Below are 24,072 nucleotides of genomic sequence, written 5' to 3'. Positions count from 1 at the left end.
AACCCGTACGGAAACGAACCGTCAGCCCATGAACTTCTTGAACTCGTCCGGCAGCTCGAAGTCCTCAGCCTGCTGCCCGGCCGGCAGACCGAAGGCGCCGCCCGGCTGGGCGCCGGCCTCACGGCGGGCCGCGGCCTCCTCCTCCTGCTGCTTGCGCTTCATCGGGTTGCCGGAGCGCTGCTTGCCCTTGGCCACCTTCTGCTTCTTCTTGGCCCGGCCGGGGCCGCCACCCATGCCCGGGATCCCGGGCATTCCGGGCATGCCGCCGCCCTGGGCCATGCGGGACATCATCTTGCGGGCCTCGAAGAAGCGCTCGACCAGGTTCTTGACCGCACTGACCTCGACACCCGAGCCCTTGGCGATACGGGCGCGGCGTGAGCCGTTGATGATCGTCGGCTCCTGGCGCTCGCCCGGCGTCATCGACTTGATGATGGCGGCCGTGCGGTCGACATCGCGCTCGTCGAGGTTGTTGATCTGGTCCTTGATCTGGCCCATGCCCGGGAGCATGCCGAGCAACTTGCTGATGCTGCCCATCTTCCTGACCTGCTCCATCTGAGCCAGGAAGTCGTCCAGGGTGAAGTCCTGGCCCTTCTTGGACGCCAGCTTGGAGGCCATCTTCTCGGCCTCTTCTTGGCTGAACGTCTTCTCCGCCTGCTCGATCAGGGTGAGCAGGTCACCCATGTCGAGGATGCGAGAGGCCATCCGGTCCGGGTGGAAGGCGTCGAAGTCGTCGAGCTTCTCGCCGTTCGACGCGAACATGATCGGCTTGCCGGTGACCGAGGCGATGGAGAGCGCGGCACCACCGCGGGCGTCGCCGTCGAGCTTCGACAGGACGACGCCGTCGAAACCGACGCCGTCGCGGAAGGCCTCGGCGGTGTTGACCGCGTCCTGGCCGATCATCGCGTCGACGACGAAGAGGATCTCGTCCGGCGAGACGACGTCGCGGATGTCCGCGGCCTGCTGCATCATCTCCTGGTCGATGCCGAGGCGACCGGCGGTGTCCACGATCACGATGTCGTGGACCTTGGTCTTCGCGAACTCCATGGAGTCCTTGGCGACCTTGACCGGGTCGCCCACGCCGTTGCCCGGCTCGGGGGCGAAGACGGCCACACCGGCGCGCTCGGCGACGACGCTGAGCTGGTTCACGGCGTTCGGGCGCTGGAGGTCGGCGGCCACGAGGAGCGGGGAGTGACCCTGGTCCTTGAGGTGCTTGCCGAGCTTGCCGGCGAGCGTGGTCTTACCGGCACCCTGAAGACCCGCGAGCATGATCACCGTGGGCGGGTTCTTGGCGAACCGCAGGCGGCGGGTCTCGCCGCCGAGGATCGTGACGAGCTCGTCGTTCACGATCTTCAGGACCTGCTGGGCCGGGTTCAGCGCCTTGGAGACCTCGGAGCCGAGGGCGCGCTCCTTGACGTTCTTGATGAAGGTCCGCACGACCGGCAGGGCCACATCGGCTTCGAGGAGCGCGATACGGATCTCGCGGGCCGTGGCGTCGATGTCCGCCTCGGAGAGCCGGCCTTTCCCGCGGAGGTTTTTGAAAGTCGCGCTCAGGCGGTCTGAGAGGGTATCGAACACGGTGGCGTCGGTCCTCGGAGTCGGGGGCGGTTTGGGTTGCCCTCCAGGGTATCTGCCCGAAAAGGGTTGGTGTCCCCTGCCCGGTGTGAATACCCGACAGGGGACCACGTTCGATGGACGGAGACAGGACTGCGAGGTCACTCCCGCGCATCTGCCACGGGGTCATCCCCGCAGCATCTCCTCCAGCCCACGCGCCACCGAAACCGCCTCCTCCGCCGGCAGGGGCGCGCCCTTGGGTCCGGTCACGTAGAAGGCGTCCACGGCGTTGGCGCCGAGGGTGGAGACATGCATGCTGCGCACCCATACGCTCGCGTCCTCCAGGGCCCGCCCGATGCGGTGCAGCAGGCCGGGGGCATCGTGGGCGCGGACCTCGATGACCGTCGCGTGGCGGGAGGCGGCGGAGGCGACCGTCACCCGGGGCGGCGGCGCGATCGTGCCCCGGCGGCGCGGATAGGCGGCGTCGCGCTCGGCGAGCCGGGCCGCGATGTCCAGGGAGCCGTCCAGGGCGCGCACGAGGTCGGCACGCAGCCGGGCGGCCTGCGGCAGGGAGCCGTACTCGGCGGCGACCCGCCAGTTGAGCAGCAGCACCGAGCCCTCGACGCCGTCGGGCAGGTCCAGGGCGCGCAGCTCGGCCGTGCGCACGGTCAGGCGGTGCATCGCGAGGACGCCGGCGACCGCGGGGAGCACTCCGGGCTGGTCGGGCACGGCGATGAGCAGTTCCACGCCCAGGGGCTCGGGATCGCCGGTGGGCTCCTCCTCGGTGGGCGGTTCGGTCTGCGCGCGCAGTGCCAGTACGGGGCCGCCGGTGCGGAACGCCTCGATGGCGAGCCGCTCCTGCTCGGCCGTGGGCGCGGCGGCCTCGGGCTCCTCGGGGGCGCCTCCGGCGAGCACGGCGGCGACCCGTTTGACCAGGTCGGCGACGAGGGATCCGCGCCAGGAGGACCAGGCCGCCGGCCCGGTGGCCAGCGCGTCCGCCTCGGTGAGGGCGTGCAGCAGTTCGAGGGTGCCCTGCGATCCGACGGCCTCGGCGACCGAGCGGACGGTCGCCGGGTCCTCCAGGTCGCGTCGGGTCGCGGTGTCGATGAGCAGCAGGTGGTGGCGTACGAGGGTGGCGAGCACCGCCACGTCGGCGCGGTCGAAACCGATGCGGGCGGCCACGTCCCGGGCGATGATCTCGCCGGCCACGGAGTGGTCGCCGGGCCAGCCCTTGCCGATGTCGTGCAGCAGGGCGGAGACGAGGAGGAGGTCGGGACGGCCCACGCGGCGGGCGAGTTCCGAGGCGCGGACGGCCGTCTCGATGAGGTGGCGGTCGACGGTCCAGATGTGGACGGCGTTGCGCTGCGGGCGGCAGCGCACCCGCTCCCAGTCGGGCAGGAGCCGGGTGATCAGGCCCTCGGCCTCCAGTGCCTCCCAGACCTCGATGGTCGGGCGGCCCGAGCCGAGCAGCGTGACGAGCTGTTCCCGGGCCTCGGCGGGCCAGGGCGTGGGCAGTGGGCGTGCGACGGCGGCCATGCGCCGTACGGCGTGCAGGGAGAGCGGGAGCCCGGCCTGTGCGGCGGCGGCCGCGGCACGCAGCGGGAGTACGGGGTCGCGCTCGGGGCGCGCGGCGCGGGCGAGTACCACCTCGCCGTCCATCTCGACCACGCCCTCGGCGAGCGGTGAGCGCTCCACGGCGGGCTTGGCACCGCCGCCGAGCATGGCGCGCAGCCGTGGCCGCACAGCGCGCGACTTGAGCACGCGTCCCACTTCGCGCCAGGTGACGTCACTGGCGTACGACACGACGCGCGCGGCCTCGTACACCTGGCGCAGCAGGGTGTCGGCGTCCAGGAGTCCGAGTTCGGCGGCGACCTGGTCCTGCTCCTGGAGCGCGAGGCGGTCGGTGGCGCGGCCGGTGGTGAGGTGGAGGGCGTCGCGGACGTCCAGGAGCCTGCGGCGGGCGTCCGCGAGGCCCTCACGGGGCGCGTCCGCGAGCCAGGAGGCGGCGACGGCACGCAGGGCGGTGGCGTCGCGCAGGCCGCCGCGAGCCTCCTTCAGGTCCGGTTCCAGGAGGTACTGCAGCTCGCCCTGGCGCTCGGCGCGCTCGGCGCACAGCTCCTGGAGTTCGGGGAGGCGTTTCGGCGCCTGGTTGCGCCAGTCGGCGAGGACGGCCGTACGCAATCCGGCGGTGAGGCCGAGGTCGCCCGCGATGTGGCGGGCGTCCAGCAGGCCGAGCTGCACCTTCAGGTCCGCGCCCGCGGTCTTGCGTGCCTCCCCGGGCGTACGCACCGAGTGGTCGAGGGCCAGGCCCAGGTCCCAGATCGGGTACCAGATGCGGTCGGCGAGCGCGGCGACCGTGCCGGCGTCGGCGCCGTCGTGCAGGAGCAGCAGGTCGAGATCGCTGCGTGGCGAGAGTTCTCCACGGCCGTAGCCGCCGACGGCGACGAGCGAGACGCCGCGCAGTCCCTCGGCACCCGCGCCGAACAGGCCGGTCAGCCATTCGTCCGTGAGTTCGGCGAGGGCGGCACGGCGCGGCGGCCCGGACTGCGCCCCCTCCTGGAGGAGGCGCAGCCGGGCCGCCGCGTAGCCGCTGGGTCCCGAGTCCTCTGCTTCGGTACGCATCTCCGCACTCGTCACCCAGTGGCTCCTGTTCTGATCTTCTGTTTAGAGCGCGTCCGGGCCGCGCTCGCCGGTCCGGACCCGGACGGCCGTCTCGACCGGGATGGACCACACCTTGCCGTCACCGATCTTGCCGGTGCGGGCCGCCTTCACCACGACATCGATCAGCTGTTCGGCGTCGTCGTCCTCGGCCAGCACCTCGATGCGGATCTTGGGGACCAGGTCGACGGTGTACTCGGCACCACGGTAGACCTCGGTGTGTCCCCGCTGCCGACCGTAGCCGCTGGCCTCCGTGACCGTGAGACCGTGCACCCCGAAGGCCTGGAGGGCCTCCTTGATCTCGTCGAGCCGGTGGGGCTTCACGACGGCGGTGATGAGCTTCATGCGTCCACCTTCTTGCTCTGCGTACCCGCGAGGGCGGCAACCGAGCCGCCGACGATGCCGCCGCCCGCTCCACTGAAGTCGTATGCGGTCTCGGCGTGCTCGGCCTGGTCGATGCCGGCGATCTCCTCGTCCTCGGTGACCCGCATGCCCATCGTCTTGTCGATGATGAAGGCGAGGATCGCGGAGACGACCAGGGAGTAGCCGAGGACCGCGAAGACACCGGCGCACTGCTTCCAGAACTGGGTGAGACCGCCGCCGTAGAAGAGACCCTCGACGGTGGACTGGCCCTTGCCGCTGGCGAAGAAGCCGATCAGCAGCGAGCCGATGACACCGCCGACGAGGTGCACGCCGACCACGTCGAGGGAGTCGTCGTAGCCGAACTTGTACTTGAGGCCGACGGCCATGGCGCACACGACACCGGCGATGGCACCGACGGCGATCGCGCCGAGCGGGGAGACCGCGCCACCCGACGGGGTGATGGCGACCAGACCGGCGACCGCGCCGGAGGCGGCGCCCAATGTGGTGAACGCGCCGTGGCGGATCTTCTCGTAGATGAGCCAGGCCAGCATGGCGGCCGCGGTGGCGATCTGCGTGTTGACGAACATCAGCGCGCCGACGCCGTCGTCGTTGCCGAGCCACGAACCGGCGTTGAATCCGAACCAGCCGAACCACAGCAGACCGGAGCCGAGCATCACCAGCGGGAGGCTGTGCGGACGCATCGGGTCCTTCTTGAAGCCGACGCGCTTGCCGATGACCAGGATCACGCCGAGCGCCGCGGCACCCGCGTTGATGTGGACCGCCGTACCACCGGCGAAGTCGATCACGCCGAGGTCGAACGCCCAGCCGCCGGTGCCCCAGACCCAGTGCGCGACCGGGAAGTAGACGACCGTGGCCCACAGCGTGATGAACAGCGCCCACGCCGTGAACTTCACCCGGTCCGCAAGCGCACCGCTTATCAGCGCGGGCGTGATGATGGCGAACATCAGCTGGAAGACCATGAAGACGAAGATCGGGATGGTGTAGCCCGGCCACAGCTCCGTCAGGCCGATGTTGCTCAGGCCGACCCAGTCCGAGGTCCAGCCGATGAACGAACCCCTGTCCGTGCCGAAGGCGAGCGAGAAGCCGTACAGCACCCACAGGATCGTGATGATCCCCATGCTGATGAAGCTCATCATCAGCATGTTCAGGGTGCTCTTGACACGGACCATGCCTCCGTAGAAGAAGGCGAGGCCGGGGGTCATGATCAGCACCAGGGCGGAAGCGATGAGCATGAACCCGGTGTTGGCGGCCGAGAGCTTGGGAGCTTCTGCGGCTAGCGTGATGGCTGGTGCCATCGGCGTCTCCTCGTCGTTGGTACGGCCCCGTGCGGGCGAAGCCTGAGCGGTCATGAGGGGTGGGCCGGTTATGCGCCATGAGATTGACGCAGCGCGGTTTCCGTAGACGCCCCTCGATGTTTCGCCGCAGTGACGAAGGCACCCCGTGTGTTACGCCTCCATGAACTGGCTGATACCGGGCGGAGCGATCGTTATCGTGGCGCAACCTTCCCAGAAGGCAAACGAACCGGCCACGGCTGGTCGTCCGATGACCTGGCATGGGGGAGCCGAGTCGGGCGGTTCGGGACGACCGGCCGTGGCCGGGGTACTGGGATCGGACCGCTTCCGCGGCCCGGGCTCAGACCGCTTCCGCGGTCTCGGGAAGGTCGACGGCGAGCTGCTCGGTGAGGTCCACGACCTCGGCGAGGTCACCGAAGTCGCGGACGGCCGTGTCGACCGTCTTTCGGATACGAGTGTTGACGCGCTCGGAGCGCACCTTCTTGGCGATCGCCATCGCGTGCTTGGCCAATACCGCACTCTGCTCGGGCTCGCGCCGCAGCAGGTGCACGGTGGCCATACCGATGAGATTGAGCGCGTACGAACGCTGGTGCTCGCCGTCCTTGGCGAAGAGGTCGACGGCCTGCTGCATCAGGGGCTCGGCGAGCGAGGCGTACGTGGGGCTGCGGCCCGCGACGTAGGCCAGGTCGCGGTAGGAGTGCGAGTTCTCGCCGTGCAGCTCGGCCAGCGAGAAGAAGCGGATCCAGTCGGGGTCCGGGTCGTCCCACTCGTGAACGTCCTCGAAGCTGTCCTCGGCCATCCGGACGGCCCGCTTGCACTTTCCGGGCTGGCCCATGTTCGCGTAGGCGCGGGCCTCCATCGCATACAGCATGGCCTGGGTACGCGGGCTCGCGCAGTCACGGCTTCCGTACTGCGCCAGATGGATGAGTTCGAGCGCGTCGTCGGGCCGGCCGAGGTGGATCATCTGGCGGCTCATGCTGGAGAGGATGTACGAGCCCAGCGGCTTGTCGCCCGCCTCCTTGGCGGCGTGCAGGGCGAGCACGAAGTACTTCTGCGCGGTGGGTTGCAGCCCCACGTCATAGCTCATCCAGCCCGCCAGCTCGGCCAGCTCGGCGGCGACCATGAACAGGCGTTTGCTGGTCGCCCCGGGCTGCGGCTCCTGGAGCAGGTCGGTCACCTCGTGCAGCTGGCCGACGACGGCCTTGCGGCGCAGACCGCCGCCGCACTGGGCGTCCCACTGGCGGAACATCACCGTGGTGGACTCCAGCAGGTCCAGCTCGGGCTGGGAGAGCCGGCCGGGGCGGCGCGCGGCGGCCGGGGACTCGGGCTCCTCCTGGGGCGCGGCGGGCGAGGGCACCAGCCAGCGCTGCATGGGCTCGATGAGGGCGGGGCCCGCGGCGAGGGCCAGCGAGCTGCCGAGGAAGCCACGCCGCGCCAGCATCAGGTCACTGCGCGAGTACTCGCTGATCAGCGCCACGGTCTGCGGGCCGGTCCAGGGCAGGTCGACACCCGACACGGACGGTGACTGGTGGGCGGCGCGCAGGCCGAGGTCCTCGACGGCGACCACACAGCCGAACCGCTCGGAGAACAGCTCGGACAGGATCCGCGGAATCGGCTCGCGCGGATTCTCGCCGTCCAGCCAGCGGCGCACCCGTGAGGTGTCCGTGGAGATGTGATTGGCCCCCAACTGGCGGGCCCTTCGGTTCACTTGCCGCGCCAGCTCGCCCTTCGACCAGCCACTGCGCACGAACCACGAGCCCAACAGCTCATTCGGGCGCTTGTCAGCGTTCGTACCGCTTCCGCCGTTGCCGCCCACTGGAACGCCCCCATCCCTGAGACCACTTGTACGCTGCGTGCGCCAAGCCCTATCAGAATGCCGGTAAATACGGCCGCACGTCCGGCAGTTCTCACCCTTCGAACGGGAAGCCGACTTGCCTCCGGCATACCCACGAGTGCATACGTCCCCAGGACCCGTGCACTCAAAGTAATCCTACGATCACGCGTCCAGCCATGGCGATCCCGGAAACGCCACCATTCGCCACCCCTTCGAATGAACTCCTGATCGCCTGTACGCGATTCACTTGACATAGGACAGCCAGAAGTGGCGAAACGATGCATTCGGGGGCGCACGCCGCCGGGTACACCACCCGGGACGCTTCCGGGCGCTGCCGGGATCGCGTCGCCAACCACGCGACATCCGGGGACGGGAACACACTGAGTGATGTTCCGCGTTCATGGCGTAACCGTCGACGCGTTGGACCCGTTGGAGGGGGCATGGGCTTCACGATCGGCAGCAGTCGGGGAATGCGCGAAAGCCGGCCCGGCACCCGTCGCCGCGGCCGCTCGTCGGAGTGCACCGCGGTGGCCGAGTTCACCGGGCTGTGGGGCTGGGACGTGGTCCCCGGCGCCCGGGCCGCCGCGGGCGTGTGCTCCTGCGGCAAGGCCGGCTGCCGCACGCCGGGGGCGCATCCGCTGGACTTCGCGCCGGTGCTCGAAGCGGGCGCCACGCTCGACGAGGTCTCCGAGATCTGGGGCGAGTTCCCGGGTGCCGCGGTGATGCTGCCGGTCGGCCGCGCGTTCGACGTCATCGAGGTCGCCGAGGCCGCCGGGCGCCGCGCGCTCGTCCGCCTGGAGCGGATGGGCCTGCCCACCGGGCCGGTCACCGCGACCCCGGACGGCCGCGCCCACTTCTTCGTCGCCCCCGGCGCCGCGGCCGAGCTCCCCGAGCTGCTCTACCGGATGGGCTGGGACGACGCCTCCCTCGACCTGCACGGCCTCGGCCCCGGTACGTACGTCACCGCCCCGCCCTCCGACCGCGCCGGCCTCGGTCCGGTCCGCTGGTTGCGCTCCCCCGCCCTGGACTCGGCGACGAAACCGCCGCAGGCGCGGTTGCTGCTGGGGACGCTGGCGTACGCGGCGCACCGGTCGCGCGCGTAACGGCACCGGCACCGGCCTGCACAGCAAAGCGCCCGCCCCCCGGACTGCACCTCGGGGGCGGACGCTTCCAGAACCACCTACCAACTGCGGAAGGTGGGGGTCACTCTCCGATAAGGGCGTCAACGAACGCCTCCGGCTCGAACGGCGCCAGATCGTCCGCGCCCTCACCCAGACCCACCAGCTTGACCGGCACCCCCAGCTCACGCTGGACCGCGATCACGATGCCGCCCTTCGCGGTGCCGTCGAGCTTGGTCAGCACGATGCCGGTGATGTCGACGACCTCGGCGAAGACGCGGGCCTGCACCAGACCGTTCTGGCCGGTCGTGGCGTCGAGGACCAGCAGCACCTCGTCGAGCGGGGCGTGCTTCTCGACGACACGCTTGACCTTGCCGAGCTCGTCCATGAGCCCGGTCTTGGTGTGAAGTCGTCCGGCCGTGTCGATGAGGACGACGTCGGCGCCCTCCTCGATGCCCTCCTTGACCGCGTCGAAGGCGATCGAGGCGGGATCACCACCCTCGGGGCCCCGCACGGTACGGGCACCCACGCGCTCGCCCCAGGTCTGCAGCTGGTCGGCGGCGGCGGCACGGAAGGTGTCGGCGGCGCCGAGCACCACGTTCTTGCCGTCGGCGACGAGGACGCGGGCGAGCTTGCCGGTGGTGGTGGTCTTCCCGGTGCCGTTGACACCGACGACCATCACGATGCCCGGGGTGTCGAGGTTCGAGTCGGTCTTGACCGTACGGTCGAACTCGGGGACGAGAAGCTGCAGCAGCTCCTCGCGCAGCAGGGTGCGCAGCTCGTCGGGCGTGCGCGTGCCGAGCACCTTCACGCGCTCGCGCAGCCGCTCGACCAGCTCCTGGGTGGGCTGCACGCCGACGTCGGCGGTCAGCAGCGTGTCCTCGATCTCCTCCCAGGTGTCCTCGTCGAGGTGCTCGCGCGAGAGGAGCGTGAGCAGCCCCTTGCCGAGCGCGTTCTGCGAGCGCGAGAGGCGGGCGCGCAGCCGCACCAGGCGCCCCGCGGTCGGCTCCGGGATCTCGATCGCCGGAACTTCGACAACGGGTTCGGGTTCCTCGACGACGACCGGAGCGGCCGAGCCGTCCGGGAGATCCACCTCCTCTATCGTCCGGCGCTCTTCGTCGTGCGGGATCTCGGCCTCGTCGCCGATGTGCGGCTCGGCCGGAGGGGCGGTGATGTCGGGCGTGGTGGGGGGCGCCGGGGGCAGCGACTTCTTGCGGCGACTGCCGATGACGAGCCCGCCGAGTGCGCCGATCACGACCACGGCGATGACTACAGCAAGGATGACGGTTTCCATAACGCTCCCCAGTATCAGTCATCCCCCTGCCGGGAGGGGCTCTCCGTGTCATCGGAGGGATTCTGTGGCTTCCCCCGGGAACACGCGCCTCGTCGACCGCAGGCACGCCTCGCAGAAGCGTAAAAAACTACACAAAGTATGCTTAATTGCCATGAGGACCACCGATCGCTCCGATGGCGCCCTCGACACATCCGCGCACCACGTTCTGGAAACCCGGGGCATCGAGCCCGTCCCCGACGCCGAGCGGCACGCGAAGACCCGCGAACTCCTTCCCACCTGGATCGCCGCCAACATCACCGTCCTGCTGCTGACCATGGGCGCGGCGCTGGCCGTCTCCTACGGACTCAATTTCTGGCAGGCGCTGGCCGTCGGCCTCGCGGCGCCGGTCGTGTCGTACGGCCTGGTGGGTCTGGTCGGCATCGCGGGCAAGCGGGGCGGCGCTCCCGGCCTGACCCTGTCCCGCGCGGTCTTCGGCCAGCGCGGAAATCTCCTGCCGGGTGCGCTGATCTGGATCGCCCGCTGGGGCTGGGAGACGATCAACGCGGTGACGGGCTCCTACGCCCTGCTGACCATCCTGAACGTGCTCTTCGGCATCAGGAGCAACACGTTCCTGATCGTCGCGACGCTGCTGGCCTTCGTGGTCGGGACGTTCGCGATCTCGGGCCTCGGCATCAGCGCCGTCCGGACGAGCAGCACATGGGCGACGTGGCTCTTCGGCGGCTTCTCCGTGCTCGTCCTCGGCCACCTGGTCGCGGACACGGACTGGGGCAGGGTCTTCGGACAGCACGCCGGCCCGACACCCCTGATGATCACGGGGGTCGGACTGATCGCGGCGGGCGGCATCAGCTGGGCGCCGTCGGCGCCGGACTTCACGCGCTATCTGCCGCGTACGGCCTCGCCGGGGGCGATCGTGCGCAATTCGGTGGCCGGCGCCTGCGTCGTCGTACTCCCCCTGATCCTGATGGGCGCGGTGATGGCGGTCTCGACGCCGGACCTGGCCTCGGCCGCCGACCCGGTCTCCTTCGTCGGCACGATCCTGCCGCTGTGGATCGCGGTGCCCTACCTGCTCATCGCTCTGGTCGGCATGCTGCTGATCAACGCGATGTCGATGTACTCGGCGGGCTTCACCGCGCAGACCCTCGGCATCAAGGTGTCGCGGCACCGGGCGGTCGCGGTCAACGCCGTGATCTCACTGGTCCTCGGCGGCGTCCTGATGCTGGTGGCGACCTCCTTCATGGGCTCGTTCATCGCGTTCCTTTCGCTGCTCGCGGTCGCGTTCTCGGCCTGGGTCGGTGTCTTCGGCGCGGACATGCTGCGCCGCGCGGAGTACGACGCCGGGGCCCTGCTCGACACCACGCGCACCAGCGCCTACTGGTACCGGGGCGGCTTCAGCCCGGCCGCGGTCGCCGCGTGGGCGCTCGGGCTCGGCTCGGGCCTGCTGTTCAGCACGTCCGACTGGTTCACGGGACCGCTGGCGTCGAACAACCCCGTCGGCGAGTACGGCCTCGGCTGGGTGGCGGCCGTCGCGGTCTCCTTCCTGCTGTACGCCGTGCTGCCGAAGCCCGCGGTGGCGCCTGTGGCGCGGTCCGCGAAAGGGTCCGCGACTATGGCTGTCTGACGCACCGTCAGCTACCGTCCCCCTCCATACCGAAGGGGGGCTTCCATGCCCGTAACCGTCGTGCGCTTCAACCTCGTCGACCCCGCCGCCACCCCGGCGTCGCTGAGCGCCCGCTACAAGGCGGCCATCGAGATGGCCGCCTACGCCGACGACCGCGGCATCACCACCGTGCAGACCGAGGAACACCACGGAGTGGCCAACAACTGGCTGCCCTCGCCGTTCGCCTTCGCGGGCGCGGTCTTCGGAGCAACCCGGCACCTCGCGGTCACCGTCTCCGCGGTCATCGGCCCGCTGCACGATCCACTGCGCCTCGCCGAGGACATCGCCGTGCTCGACCTGCTCAGCGGCGGCCGCCTCGTCACCGTCGCGGGCATCGGCTACCGGCCCGAGGAGTACGCCCTCTTCGACGTCGACTGGAAGCGGCGCGGTGCGCTCCAGGACGAGCTCCTGGAGACGGTGCTGAAGGCGTGGACCGGCGAGGAGTTCACCTACCGGGACCGTACGGTACGGGTCACACCGCGCCCGTTCTCCGACCCGCACCCGCTGCTGCTGGTCGGCGGCTCGTCCAGGGCGGCGGCCCGGCGCGCCGCCCGGCTCGGGCTCCCCTTCTTTCCCAGCGCGCACCTCCCCGAGCTGGAGGCGTACTACAAGGAGCGGCTCGTCGAGTACGGCACCGAGGGCTGGACCATGATGCCCGCCGCCGAGACCCCGCTGCTGCACATCGCCGAGGACCCGGACCGGGCGTGGGCCGAGTACGGCGGGCACTTCCTGCACGAGGCACGGACGTACGCCTCCTGGCAGTCCGGTGACATCCGCTCGGCGGTGAAGTCGGCTGCCACGACGGTCGAGGAACTGCGCGCGGAGGGCGTGTACCGGATCCTGACCCCCGACCAGTGCGTGGCCCAGGGTCTCGACAACCACGTGCTGCACCCGCTGTCCGGCGGGATGCCGATCGACGAGGGCTGGCGCAGCCTGCACCTGTTCTGCGAAGACGTACTGCCCCGGCTCGGTGATTGAGCCGGGGCAGTACGTCTTACGGGTACGAGGAGAGGGGCAGCGGGGACTTGGCCCTTCTCCTCGAGTCTCGGGGCCTCTTCAGGAGGCTCAGCCCATTTCCTCCAGCGTCTTGCCCTTGGTCTCCTTCACGTACTTGAGCACGAAGGGGATGGAGAGCGCGGCGAAGATCGTGTAGATCACGTAGGTCGCGGAGAGGTTCCAGTCGGCCAGCGACGGGAAGCTCGCGGTGATGGCCCAGTTGGCGATCCACTGCGCGGAGGCGGCGACGCCGAGGGCGGCGGCGCGGATCCGGTTCGGGAACATCTCGCCGAGGAAGACCCAGACCACGACGCCCCAGGACAGGGCGAAGAAGAGGACGAAGACATGCGCGGCGATGAGGGCGACCCAGCCCTGTGTCGCCGGCAGCTTGCCGTCCACGAGGTTGTACGAGAAGGCCCAGGCCTCGAGTCCGAGACCGATGACCATACCGACGGAACCGATGAGGGCCAGCGGCTTGCGGCCGATCCGGTCCACGAAGATCATCGCGATCACGGTGCCGATGATGTTGATGATCGACGTCGTGAACGAGTAGAAGAACGACTCCGAGGGGTCGACGCCGACCGACTGCCACAGCGTCGAGGAGTAGTAGAACGCGACGTTGATGCCGACGAACTGCTGGAAGACCGAGAGGCCGATGCCGACCCAGACGATCGGCTTGAAGAAGAAGCTGCCGCCGAGCAGGTCCTTGAAGGTCGACTTGTGCTCGCTCTTCATGGCGTGCTCGATCTCGGCGACGCGGGCCGTCAGATCGATCTTGTCGCCCTCGACCTCCTTGAGCACCTCACGGGCGCGGTCTTCCTTGCCCACGGAGATCAGGAAGCGCGGCGACTCGGGGATCGCGAAGGAGAGCAGACCGTAGAGGACGGCCGGGACGACCATGACACCGAGCATGACCTGCCAGGCCTCGACGCCCATCAGCTTGCCGCGCTGGTCGCCGCCGGCGGCGTTCAGGATGCCCCAGTTGACCAGCTGCGAGATGGCGATGCCGATGACGATCGCGGCCTGCTGGAAGGAGCCAAGGCGTCCGCGGTACGCGGCCGGGGAGACCTCGGCGATGTAGGCGGGGCCGATGACGGAGGCCATACCGATGGCGAATCCGCCGATGATGCGCCAGAAGGCGAGGTCCCACAGCGCGAACGGCAGCGCGGAACCGACGGCGCTGACCGTGAAGAGGACGGCGGAGATCTGCATGCATCGGATGCGGCCGATGCGGTCGGCTATGCGGCCCGCGGTCGCCGCGCCGATGGCGCAGCCGGTCAGCGCGATGGCGATGACCTGAGCCAGGGTCGCCGAGCCGATGTCGTAACGGCTTCGGATCGCCTCGACGGCACCGTTGATCACGGCACTGTCGTAACCGAACAGGAAGCCGCCCATTGCGGCCGCCGCCGCGATGAAGATGACATGCCCGAGATGTTCGGGGTGAGCCGTCCTGGCTCCTGGTTGGGGCGCCTGCGCGGTGCTGGTCACGTGTAACTCCTCGGGCCACCCGGCCTCGCTGCCGGGGGTGTGGGGGCAAGCCCTTCGGTGGTGGTACCAGTGGCGCACAACTTCGCAGCCCCCACCACCTGAAGGTAAAAGCAACGTTGCAGAGACTATGCCTTCAAGTATCGAAGTCAACAGTTCGCTAGCTGTGAATTTTTCGCGCCCGAGAGGTCATCACGCGTTCACTACTTGAATCCAACGAGAAGCCCAGGTCAAGACCAGTGTGCGCTACACGCATCTAGCGGAGCCGCTGGCTGATGACCTTCGACACACCGTCGCCCTGCATGGAGACGCCGTACAGCGCGTCGGCGACCTCCATCGTCCGCTTCTGGTGCGTGATCACGATCAGCTGCGAGGCCTCCTGCAGCTCCTGCATGATCCGGATCAGCCGCTGCAGGTTGGTGTCGTCGAGTGCCGCCTCCACCTCGTCCATCACATAGAACGGGCTGGGCCGCGCCTTGAAGATCGACACAAGGAGCGCGACGGCGGTGAGAGACCTCTCCCCACCGGACAGCAGGGACAGCCGCTTCACCTTCTTGCCGGGGGGCCGTGCCTCGACGTCCACGCCCGTGGTGAGCATGTTGTCGGGGTCGGTCAGGATCAGTCGCCCGTCCCCTCCCGGGAACAGCCTGCTGAAGACGCCCTCGAACTCACGAGCGGTGTCCCGGTACGCCTCCGTGAAGACCTGTTCGACGCGCTCGTCGACCTCCTTCACCACCTGCAGCAGATCGGCCCGCGTCTTCTTGAGGTCCTCCAGCTGCTCGCTGAGGAACTTGTGACGCTCCTCCAGCGCGGCGAACTCCTCCAACGCCAGCGGATTGACCTTCCCCAGCTGCGCGTAGGCCCGCTCGGCCGACTTGAGCCGTCGCTCCTGCTCGGCACGGTGGAAGGGCCGGGGCTGGTTGCGCGGGTGCTCCGGGTCCTCGGGCAGTTCCTCGCCCTCGGCGGGGAGCGAGGGCGGCACGAGCTGGCCCGGACCGTAGTCCGCGACCAACCCCGCCGGTTCGACACCGAGCTCCTCCAGCGCCTTCGTCTCCAGCTGCTCTATCCGCAGCCGCTTCTCGGCACCGAGTACCTCGCCGCGGTGAACCGAATCCGTGAGTTTGTCGAGCTCCCCCTTGAGATCACGGCCTTCGTTGCGCGCGGCGACAAGATCCTGCTCACGGCGGGCCTTGGCCGTGTCGGCGGCGGTGCGCTCCTCCTCGGCACGGCGCAGTGACACCTCGACGTGCGCCAGGAGTTGCCGCGCTCCGGAAGCGACGGCCTCGGCGACCGCCGCCTCGTGCCGCAGCCGGGCCCGCCGCTGCTCCGCACGCGCGCGTGCCTCACGTTCCGCCCGCGCGGCCCGGTCGAGCCCGTCGGCCCGTCCCGCCAGCCCCTTCACCCGCTCCTCGTGCGTGCGCACCTGGAGCCGGGCCTCCATCTCGGTCTGCCGCGCGTTGGCGCCGTCCGCGGCGAGCCGATCCCGTACGGCCGTGTCGGGCTCCTCCTCGACGGGCATCTCCTCCGCCACGGCGAGCCGCTCCGCCAGCTCCTCGGCCTCCTCCACCGCCCGGTCGAGCGCCTCCTGCGCCCGCGCCGCGGCGGCGGTGCTCCGCTCGGCCTCCCCGGCCGCGCCGCGCGCCTGCCCGGCCAGCCGTCCCAACTGCTGTGCCACGGACGACTTCTCGCGCTCGGCGGCCCGTCGCCGCTCCCCCAGCTCCTCGACGAGCGCGGCCCGCTCCCCCCGCTCCTCGGCGGCCCGGTGCTGCGCCGCGCCGAGTTCCTCGCACCGCACGGCGAGCTCCTCGAGCTCGGCAGCCGCCTCGTCGACGGACGCCTGCACTTCGAGGAGGCTGGGCGCCCCGGCGGACCCACCGTGCGCGAAGTGCGCTCCGAGCAGGTCCCCCTCCGCGGTGACCGCGGTCAACTCCGGCCGCGCGATGACCAGATCCTCGGCGTCCTCGAGGGTGCCGACCACGACGATCCCGTGCAGCAGCCGCCGTACGGCGGGCATGAGCTCGGCGGGACCACGGACGAGGTCGGCGGCGTACGGCGGCCCGGTGGGGGCCGTCCGCGGCGCTGCGTCACCGGAGGCGCCGTTCTCGGGCGGAGCCCCCGAGGCGTCCCTCGCAGCTACGTCGCCCGGAGAGGCCGCGGAGGGGCTCGCGCCGCCGGATGTGTCACGTCCGTCGCGGTAACCGCCGATGGGCACCCCACCGGAAGCGATGTCACCCGCCGCCCGGTGCTGCCCGGTGCCGTCGATTCCCTTGGCCTCGGGTGCCCCCGCCTCCTCCGGAGCCCCGGCCAGCAGCAGGGCCGCGCGGCCGGCGTCCTGCTTGCGCAGCAGGCGGATGGCTTCGGCGGCCGAGGCGGGAGTGGTGACCGCGATGGCGTCCGCCGCGGCGCCGAAGGCGGCGGCGAGCGCGACCTCGTGGCCGGGGGTGAGGGACAGCAGCTCGGCCGCGGGGCCGAGGAGGCCCGTGAGGCGGTCCCTGGCCCCCAGGAGCGCCCCCGTGCCGTCCTTGCGGCGCAGACCGAGGGCGAGGGCCTCGTGGCGGGCCTGGGTGGCGGCGCGCCTGCGTTCGGCCGCTGTGGCCGCCTCACGGGCTGCGCTCAGCGCGGCCTCCGCCTCGGACAGCGCCCGTTTGGCCGCCTCGTGCCGCTCCGTCAGTTCCGCGTCGCCCGCGTCCAGGCCGTCGACCTCGGCCTTCAGCTGCTCGTACTCCTCCTGCGCGGCGAACGCCCGCTCCTGGGCCTCGTCCCGGGCGACGGCGAGCCGGTCGATCTCGGCCTGGGCGGAGGCGGCCCGCGAACGGGCGGCGTTGACCTGGCCGTTGAGGCGGGCCAGGCCCTCACGGCGGTCGGCGATGGCGCGGGCCACGTCCTTGAGGCGGCGCTCCTCGACGGCGAGCTCGCGCTCCAGTTCGGCCCGGTGCGCGACCGTGTCCTCCAAGGCGTGCTCGGCCGCCTCCAGGGCCGCTTCGAGTTCGGCCTCCTGCTCACGGATCCGCGCCGCCTCGCGCTCCATGTCCTCGGGGTCGCGTCCGCGCCGTTCCTCGGCGGGCGCCGAAGTGGCGCTCTTCACCCGCGCGTCGGCCAGCGAGATCGTGCCGCGCACCCGCTCGGCGAGCTGCGAGAGCTCGTACCAGGTCTGCTGGGCGCGCTGGAGCCGGGGCGTGAGCTGCCGGACCTCGTCCTCCAGGAGCGCCTCCCGCTGGAGCGCCTTCTTCAGTTCGGCCTCGGCGCTCTCCTTGCGTTGCTTGAGCGCGGCCTCGTCGGCGATCTCGGACTGGAGCGCCTGCCGCAGCCGTACGAGATCGTCGGCGAGGAGGCGCAGGCGGGCGTCGCGCAGGTCGGCCTGGATGACGGCGGCGCGACGGGCGACGGCGGCCTGCCGGCCTAGTGGCTTGAGCTGGCGGCGCAGTTCGTCGGTGAGGTCCTGGACGCGGGCCAGGTTCGCCTGCATCGCGTCCAGTTTCCGCAGCGCCTTCTCCTTGCGCTTGCGGTGCTTGAGGACGCCCGCCGCCTCCTCGATGAACGCGCGGCGGCCCATCGGGTCGGCGTGCAGGACGGAGTCGAGCTGGCCCTGACCGACGATGACGTGCATCTCGCGGCCGATGCCGGAGTCGGACAGCAGTTCCTGGATGTCGAGGAGACGGCAGGTGTCACCGTTGATCTGGTACTCGCTGCCGCCGTTGCGGAACATGATCCGCGTGATGGTGACCTCGGCGTACTCGATGGGAAGCGCCCCGTCGGAGTTGTCGATGGTCAGGGACACCTCGGCCCGGCCGAGCGGCGGCCGCCCGGTGGTGCCCGCGAAGATGACGTCCTCCATCTTGCCGCCGCGCAGCGACTTGGCCCCCTGCTCACCCATGACCCAGCTCAGGGCGTCCACGACATTGGACTTGCCCGAACCATTGGGGCCCACGACACAGGTGATGCCCGGCTCGAACCGCAGCGTGGTCGCCGAGGCGAACGACTTGAACCCGCGCAGGGTCAGGGCCTTGAGGTGCACGCCGCCGGACTCTACCTTTCGGGCCGGTCTCACTCCATGAACCCACGGTTTCACCCATGAACGTGCAGGGCACACCAGACGTTAAAGAGAGCGGGGAGGGCACGCGGGGGAAAGAAGAAGGGACGCCGAAGAGGCGTCCCTTGCAATTCTGACAGCTGACAACTTAGCGGTTGACACGGGCAGCCCAACCACTGCTGTCGTAGTGCGGTGCAGTGATCAGGTGAGCGCAGGCTCCGCCTGGGGTACGTCGATGCTCTCGAGAAGCGAGTCGTGAGAAGCGGCAGCCGCGAGCGCGTCGTTCTCGGCCTGAATCCGTACGAGCTCGGATTCGAGGTCCTGTACACGCTGCTGGAGCCGTCGCATCTCGGCGATGAGTCGCGGGTCGGAACCGCCGACGTAACCGAGAAGCGCCTTTGCCATGATGGATGGTCCTCCACACTGAGTGACCGACCGAAGCGGTGTGGGTCGTGAGGGATCGCACCCGCGATGCTTGACACTTACTAAATTTTTGCTGCGGTTCCACATGCCAAACAGCTAAGGTGCGCGGGGCTTTCAGCGTCTCACCAAAAAGTTTGACGGTCAACACGATCACGCCCCGTATTGGCGGGCAACCCGCTGTCGCGCGGCCCTTCGGACGGCTGCGCTGCGACTCCTGCGAGACCCGGGGGGCGTGGAGATCATCCTTCTCTGCGGAGCCTGCCACGCGGAGCCGTTCTTGGCAACCACCAGGTCATTTCTGCTTCTGGCAGGTGCCGGTGGCATGCCATACCGCTTCCGCCAGGGCCGTTGCGCACGTCGCCGTCACCGGATCGCGAAGCCGTCGTAGATCCCCCGGGGCGTGTCCCAGATCTCAGTGACTCCGTCCACCCGCCCGGGTGTGTCGTCCCCCTGGAGCCAGTCGAGCAGACCCTGGCATCCGGCCCGGGTTCCTTCCGCGACCACCTGGACCCGTCCGTCGTCCAAATTGAGAGCAAAGCCACTCAGGCCGCCGATCTCCAGCGCCTTGGCCCTCGTGAACCAGCGGAAACCCACACCTTGGACACGTCCGCGTACCCAAACGACCAGCCGTACAACCTCGTTCATGGGTGCACGCTAACCGGACAAAGTCTCTCGCAGCACTTCCTCCCCTCCCGCCATGCGGTACCGTCCCGACCCAATGAGTCTCATATGAAACTCACTCTTTCGAGTGAGGGACGCTGACCAAGAACGAGGAAGGCCAGGAGATGGGACGCCACGGACGCTCCGCCGTCGGCCGCGCCGCCACGGGCCGCACCACCGGGGTTACTGAGAATCACGGACCCGTTACGGAAAGTTACGGCCCGGAGAACCTCTACGGCTACGCCGCCGTCGCCGACCTCCCGCCGACCGCCGCTGCCCGCTCGCACCGCAAGCGTAAGACCGCGACGCCGGTTCGCACGGGTCTGCTCGGCGTCTCCGCGGCCGTGGCACTGGGCACCGTGGCCGTCGCCTCCGGCGTGCTGCCCGGCACCGAGAACTACTCGCTCGGTGGCGGCAGCAACAACTCCGACAGCGTGCAGGCCGTGGGGTCCCCGTCCAGCCAGGAGACCCAGCAGGGCGGTACGTCGGGCAGCGCGAGCGCGGACGGCCGCGAGGGCACGTCGACGAGCCGTGACGCCGACCGCGCCGCGTCGCCCTCGGCATCGGCGTCGGCGTCGACCGCTCCCGCGACCTCGCCGGCCGCGCCGACGACGGCGCCCGCCCCGGAGCCCACCAAAACCAAGCCGGGCAAGTCCGCCAACGCGAACAAGCCCGCGACTCCGCCCGGCCAGGCCTCGAAGACGAAGGCGCCCAAGACCACCGCCCCGGTCGACGTCTCCGCCCAGACGGCGGCCGAGACCGAGGTGCTCAAGCTGGTCAACGACGAGCGGGCCAAGGTCGGCTGCAGTCCGGTGGTGGCGAACAGCGCCCTGTCCGACCTCGCCCAGGCCTTCAGCGCGGACATGGCCGCGCGCGACTTCTTCGACCACACCGACCCGAGCGGGCTCAGCCCCTGGGACCGGGCGGCCAAGGCCGGGATCACCAGCCTCGGCGGCGAGAACATAGCCCGCGGACAGGCCGACGCCGCCGCCGTCATGGACGCCTGGATGAACAGCCCCGGCCACCGCGCCAACATTCTCAACTGCGACTTCAAGACCCTGGGCGTGGGTGTGCACCTCGGCACCGGCGGTCCCTGGTGGACGCAGGACTTCGGCTACTAGCCGACGGCCCCCCTCACGACACGACGAAGCCGCGCCCCTCACTGAACGATGGGGCGCGGCTTTGTCGTGCGGGCGTGGGGCACGCGGGTGCGTGGCGCGCGCAGGCGTGGGCACGTGCCGCCGTGGGTGCGTGCCGCCGTGGGTGCGTGCCGGCGTGAGTGGCTTCGTCGCGTGTGCGCAGGAACGTGGTGCGAGCGCGGCGCGTAAGCGTTTACGCAAACGCTTACGCAAGCCTTTACGCGAACGTTGACGCGGGCTCACCCGCAAGCCCTCGCAGACCGTTTGCACAGCCCCGCGTAAGCGTTTACGCGAGCGTTTGCGTAAACGATTGCGCAAGCGTTTACGCGGCCACCCCGGCCACCGCCGCGCGTCCCAGCGCGACCACCCGCGCCGCCTCCGCGACCCGGCGCCCCAGGTGCTCCGCCGTGGCGATATCGGCCTTGTGAACCGTCTCCGGACCCTCGTCGACATTGGTCTGGGCGGCGGCGCCGGCGAAGACGCCGAGGCGGTTGAGGTCGTGCTCGGAGGCCGTGGAGCTGTTCCAGCCCGGGTGCAGACCGAGGTTGACCCAGTTCATGCCGTGCTGGGCGGCCAGGATCTGGAAGAACTGCAGGGTGTGCAGCTTGTCGCCGCTCTTGGAGCCGGAGTTGGTGAATCCGGCGGCGAGCTTGTCGCGCCAGTCCTGTCCGAACCATCGCTTCGAGGACGCCTCGGCGAAGACGTGGAAGGCGCCGGAAGCGGTGCCCATATAGGTGGGCGAGCCGAAGACGATCGCGTCCGAGGCGTCGAGCAGTTCCCACTGAGCGTCGGTGATCTCGTCGACGTTGATCAGGTGCGCCTGGGCACCGGCTTCGACGGCACCGGAGCGAACGGCCTCGGCGAGGACGGCGGTGTGGCCGTAGCCGGAGTGGTAGGCGATGGAAACGAGGGGGGTACTCGGGGTGCTCACGATGGGGACTCCTCCAGGTGGTGACAACGAACCAAAGGAAAGCACTAACTTCTAGTTAGTGCAACCTGATGGTTAGCGCTGCGTCGGAGTATGGTGAGCGTATGGAACCCAGCGTGCAGACCGCCGAGCGCGGTGAGTGTCAGGACCTGCCGTACAACGTGTTCGCACGCAGCTGCCCGTCCCGGGGCACACTGGAGCACGTCACCGGACGCTGGGGATCGCTCACGCTCGGAGCGCTGCACGAGGGCACGTTCCGCTTCAACGAGCTGCGGCGCAGGGTCGACGGTGTCAGCGAGAAGATGCTCTCCCAGACACTGCACGCGCTGGAGCGCGACGGCCTGGTGCACCGCGAGGCACAGCCCACGAACCCCCCGCGCGTCGACTACACCCTCACCCCGCTCGGTCACGAGGTCTCCACGCGCCTGCTGGCCCTCATCCACTTCGTCGAGGGCCGCATGGACGATGTCCTGGAGGCCCGCGAGCGCTACGACGAGACCCGCGCGGCTACGGACTGACGCGCGGCGGGCGCTGGCAGCGCGGGCAGAAGTAGCTGGACCGGTTCATCCAGGCACGCCGTCGCATCGGCGTCCCGCACCGGCGGCAGGGCTCGCCCTCGCGGCCGTACGCGTCGAGCGAGCGGTCGAAGTAGCCGGACTCGCCGTTGACGTTGACGTACAGGCTGTCGAAGCTGGTGCCGCCGACGGCGAGGGCCTCGTTCATGACGTCGCGGATATGTCCGAGGAGTTCGGCGGTGCGCGGTCGGGTGAAGCCGGCCACGGGGCGTTCGTAGTGCAGTTTGGCGCGCCAGAGCGCCTCGTCCGCGTAGATGTTGCCGACCCCGCTGATCAGCGACTGGTCGAGCAGGGCGCGCTTGATCGTCGTACGCCGGACGCGCAGGGCCGTGTGGAAGGCCGCGTCGTCGAAGAGGGGGTCCAGCGGGTCGCGGGCGATGTGCGCGATGACGTCGGGCAGGCCGTCCGGGGTGTTCTCGTGGAGGGAGAGCCCGCCGAAGGTGCGCTGGTCGACGAAGCGCAGCTCGGTGCCCTCCGCCCCGGCGGGGGCGGGCGTCCGGGTGTCGTCGAAGCGGATGCGGATGCGCAGGTGTTTCTCGTCCGGGGTGTCCTCCGGCTGCACCAGGAGCTGACCGCTCATGCCGAGGTGCGCGAGGACGGAGAACGGGGAGTCGTCGAGGGGCAGCCAGAGGTACTTGCCGCGGCGCATGGCCGGTCCTACGCGGTGGCCCGTGAGCGTCTTCGCGAACCCCTCGGGTCCGGCGAGATGCCGCCGTACGGCACGCGGGTGCCGTACCTCGACCGAGGTCACGGTCCGCCCGCTGACCCACCGCGCCAGGCCGCGCCGCACGACTTCGACCTCGGGCAACTCGGGCACGGGACTCCTCCGGAGGGGCGGGCACGGGAACGACGCCCGAAGGTTACCTCGTGCTCGCGTCACCCGGACGGGGGCCCAGGACGCGCGGACACGAGACGCATCAGGCCCCTGTCGCGGCGCGGACGCTACGGCAGGGGCCTGATGCTTACGAAGGTGCTTTCGAAGGTGCTACGAAGGAATCAGGCCGTGGCCGAGTCGCTCGTCGGAGCCGAGGGGGCGTCGCTGGTCCCCTCGGCGACCTTGGCAGCCTGCTCGGCGGCCTGAGCCGCTTCCTCGGCGGCCTGGACCGACTTCGCGCGTTCGTCCGCGGCGGCGCGGATGGCACGCCACGCGGACTCCGCGGCCTGCTGCTCCGCTTCCTTCTTGCTGCGGCCGGTGCCGGTGCCGTACGAGACGCCTCCGACGCGGGCGGCAGCAGTAAAGGTCTTCTCGTGGTCCGGGCCGGTCTCCGAGACCAGGTACTCGGGAACGCCGAGCCCCTCGGTCGCGGTGAGTTCCTGGAGACTGGTCTTCCAGTCCAGGCCCGCTCCCAGATTCGAGGACTTCTCGATCAGTGGGTCGAAGAGCCGGTGGACGAGTTCGCCCGCCGCGTCCAGACCCTGGTCGAGATAGACCGCGCCGATCACCGCTTCAAGGGTGTCGGCGAGGATGGATGCCTTGTCCCGGCCTCCCGTGCCTTCCTCGCCCCGGCCGAGCCGGATGAAGAGGCCGAGTTCGAGGCCGCGGCCCACTTCCGCCAGCGCACGCGAGTTGACCACCGCGGCCCGCAACTTGGCCAGCTGGCCTTCGGGCAGGTCGGGGTGGGTGCGGTACAGCGTGTCCGTGACCACGAGGCCGAGCACGGAGTCCCCGAGGAACTCCAGACGCTCGTTGGTCGGCAGACCGCCGTTCTCGTACGCGTAGGAACGGTGGGTCAGCGCACGCACCAGAAGGGCGGACTCGAGCTTGTACCCGAGCCGCCCTTCCAGAAGCGTGTGGGACGAGGCTGTGTTGTCCGCCTTTTTCTTGGCGTTTGGGTCCGCCTTGGCGTCAGACATCAGACCTCTCACCAGCCGCTCAGACCTCGAGGACCTGGCGCTTGTTGTAAGTGCCGCAAGCCGGGCACGCGATGTGCTGCAGCTTGGGCTCGTGGCAGCGCTCGCACGCAACCAGGGTGGGGACCGCAGCCTTCCACTGCGACCGGCGGTGGCGCGTGTTGCTGCGCGACATCTTCCGCTTCGGAACAGCCACG

The 24,072-nt window shown here is 70.0% G+C and carries 19 protein-coding genes; 5 read left to right on the top strand and 14 right to left on the bottom strand.

Annotated features, from left to right (window positions below; genetic code table 11):
* Window positions 1-21: 21 nt before the first annotated feature.
* From ffh to nsdA, 5 genes are all read right to left on the bottom strand, one after another.
* The gene (gene ffh, locus ACZ69M_RS28520) at window positions 22-1,575 is read right to left on the bottom strand and encodes a signal recognition particle protein (protein ID WP_470054181.1); all 1,554 of its coding nucleotides are present in this window, start codon (window positions 1,573-1,575) and stop codon (window positions 22-24) included.
* A gap of 162 nt (window positions 1,576-1,737) precedes the next feature.
* Window positions 1,738-4,173, bottom strand: a complete 2,436-nt coding sequence (locus tag ACZ69M_RS28515) for a [protein-PII] uridylyltransferase (RefSeq protein WP_470054180.1) — start codon at window positions 4,171-4,173, stop codon at window positions 1,738-1,740.
* A gap of 42 nt (window positions 4,174-4,215) precedes the next feature.
* Window positions 4,216-4,554: a P-II family nitrogen regulator gene (locus ACZ69M_RS28510; protein WP_054235369.1), complete on the bottom strand. Its 339-nt coding sequence runs from the start codon at window positions 4,552-4,554 to the stop codon at window positions 4,216-4,218.
* Entirely contained in the window at window positions 4,551-5,888 is a 1,338-nt protein-coding gene (locus ACZ69M_RS28505) for an ammonium transporter (RefSeq protein ID WP_470054177.1), read from the bottom strand. The genes ACZ69M_RS28510 and ACZ69M_RS28505 overlap by 4 nt, the downstream gene beginning before the upstream one ends.
* Before the next feature lie 337 nt (window positions 5,889-6,225).
* The gene (gene nsdA / locus ACZ69M_RS28500; RefSeq protein ID WP_470054175.1) at window positions 6,226-7,701 is read right to left on the bottom strand and encodes a transcriptional repressor NsdA; all 1,476 of its coding nucleotides are present in this window, start codon (window positions 7,699-7,701) and stop codon (window positions 6,226-6,228) included.
* 458 nt (window positions 7,702-8,159) lie between these two features.
* On the opposite strand from nsdA, the gene ACZ69M_RS28495 reads away from it, so the two are divergent.
* On the top strand, window positions 8,160-8,822 hold the full coding sequence (locus tag ACZ69M_RS28495) for a bifunctional DNA primase/polymerase (protein WP_470054173.1): 663 nt from the start codon (window positions 8,160-8,162) through the stop codon (window positions 8,820-8,822).
* A gap of 100 nt (window positions 8,823-8,922) precedes the next feature.
* On the opposite strand, the gene ftsY is transcribed toward ACZ69M_RS28495, so the two are convergent.
* A complete protein-coding gene (ftsY, locus tag ACZ69M_RS28490) occupies window positions 8,923-10,131 on the bottom strand; it encodes a signal recognition particle-docking protein FtsY (protein ID WP_470054171.1) in 1,209 nt (402 codons plus the stop codon).
* 151 nt (window positions 10,132-10,282) lie between these two features.
* On the opposite strand from ftsY, the gene ACZ69M_RS28485 reads away from it, so the two are divergent.
* Both ACZ69M_RS28485 and ACZ69M_RS28480 read left to right on the top strand, forming a co-directional pair.
* Window positions 10,283-11,749 carry a cytosine permease gene (locus tag ACZ69M_RS28485; protein ID WP_470054169.1) on the top strand — a complete coding sequence of 489 codons (1,467 nt, stop codon included), beginning with the start codon at window positions 10,283-10,285 and terminating at the stop codon, window positions 11,747-11,749.
* Between the two features lie 45 nt (window positions 11,750-11,794).
* Complete coding sequence (locus ACZ69M_RS28480; protein WP_075031213.1) at window positions 11,795-12,766, top strand: LLM class flavin-dependent oxidoreductase; 972 nt, start codon at window positions 11,795-11,797, stop codon at window positions 12,764-12,766.
* An 87-nt stretch (window positions 12,767-12,853) separates the two neighbouring features.
* Here ACZ69M_RS28480 and ACZ69M_RS28475 read toward each other — a convergent pair whose 3' ends face one another.
* The 4 genes from ACZ69M_RS28475 to ACZ69M_RS28460 all read right to left on the bottom strand — a co-directional run bounded on the left by ACZ69M_RS28475 (window position 12,854) and on the right by ACZ69M_RS28460 (window position 19,367).
* Entirely contained in the window at window positions 12,854-14,272 is a 1,419-nt protein-coding gene (locus ACZ69M_RS28475; protein WP_470054167.1) for a sugar porter family MFS transporter, read from the bottom strand.
* Window positions 14,273-14,525: 253 nt separating this feature from the next.
* Window positions 14,526-18,284, bottom strand: a complete 3,759-nt coding sequence (locus tag ACZ69M_RS28470; RefSeq protein WP_470054165.1) for an AAA family ATPase — start codon at window positions 18,282-18,284, stop codon at window positions 14,526-14,528.
* Window positions 18,285-18,500: 216 nt separating this feature from the next.
* Entirely contained in the window at window positions 18,501-18,704 is a 204-nt protein-coding gene (locus ACZ69M_RS28465) for a hypothetical protein (protein WP_028802434.1), read from the bottom strand.
* Window positions 18,705-19,085: 381 nt separating this feature from the next.
* On the bottom strand, window positions 19,086-19,367 hold the full coding sequence (locus ACZ69M_RS28460; protein ID WP_054235378.1) for an acylphosphatase: 282 nt from the start codon (window positions 19,365-19,367) through the stop codon (window positions 19,086-19,088).
* Between the two features lie 140 nt (window positions 19,368-19,507).
* On the opposite strand from ACZ69M_RS28460, the gene ACZ69M_RS28455 reads away from it, so the two are divergent.
* Entirely contained in the window at window positions 19,508-20,503 is a 996-nt protein-coding gene (locus tag ACZ69M_RS28455) for a CAP domain-containing protein (protein WP_470054162.1), read from the top strand.
* Between the two features lie 340 nt (window positions 20,504-20,843).
* Here the strand turns inward: ACZ69M_RS28455 and ACZ69M_RS28450 are convergent, their stop codons facing one another.
* Window positions 20,844-21,452, bottom strand: a complete 609-nt coding sequence (locus tag ACZ69M_RS28450; protein ID WP_470054160.1) for a flavodoxin family protein — start codon at window positions 21,450-21,452, stop codon at window positions 20,844-20,846.
* A 101-nt stretch (window positions 21,453-21,553) separates the two neighbouring features.
* Here ACZ69M_RS28450 and ACZ69M_RS28445 point away from each other — a divergent pair, with 101 nt between their 5' ends.
* Window positions 21,554-21,967, top strand: a complete 414-nt coding sequence (locus tag ACZ69M_RS28445) for a winged helix-turn-helix transcriptional regulator (protein WP_470054158.1) — start codon at window positions 21,554-21,556, stop codon at window positions 21,965-21,967.
* Here the strand turns inward: ACZ69M_RS28445 and mutM are convergent.
* From mutM to rpmF, 3 genes are all read right to left on the bottom strand, one after another.
* Window positions 21,957-22,841: a bifunctional DNA-formamidopyrimidine glycosylase/DNA-(apurinic or apyrimidinic site) lyase gene (mutM, locus tag ACZ69M_RS28440; protein ID WP_470054156.1), complete on the bottom strand. Its 885-nt coding sequence runs from the start codon at window positions 22,839-22,841 to the stop codon at window positions 21,957-21,959. The two genes, ACZ69M_RS28445 and mutM, sit on opposite strands and share 11 nt — an antisense overlap.
* A gap of 179 nt (window positions 22,842-23,020) precedes the next feature.
* A complete protein-coding gene (gene rnc, locus ACZ69M_RS28435; RefSeq protein WP_470054155.1) occupies window positions 23,021-23,878 on the bottom strand; it encodes a ribonuclease III in 858 nt (285 codons plus the stop codon).
* A 19-nt stretch (window positions 23,879-23,897) separates the two neighbouring features.
* Window positions 23,898-24,071 (bottom strand): 50S ribosomal protein L32, encoded by a 174-nt coding sequence (gene rpmF / locus ACZ69M_RS28430; RefSeq protein WP_006139588.1) that lies wholly within the window; start codon window positions 24,069-24,071, stop codon window positions 23,898-23,900.
* Window position 24,072 lies beyond the last annotated feature (1 nt).

This window comes from Streptomyces sp. NPDC107454 (assembly GCF_055582885.1).
This window is presented reverse-complemented; position numbering and strand designations above follow the sequence as displayed.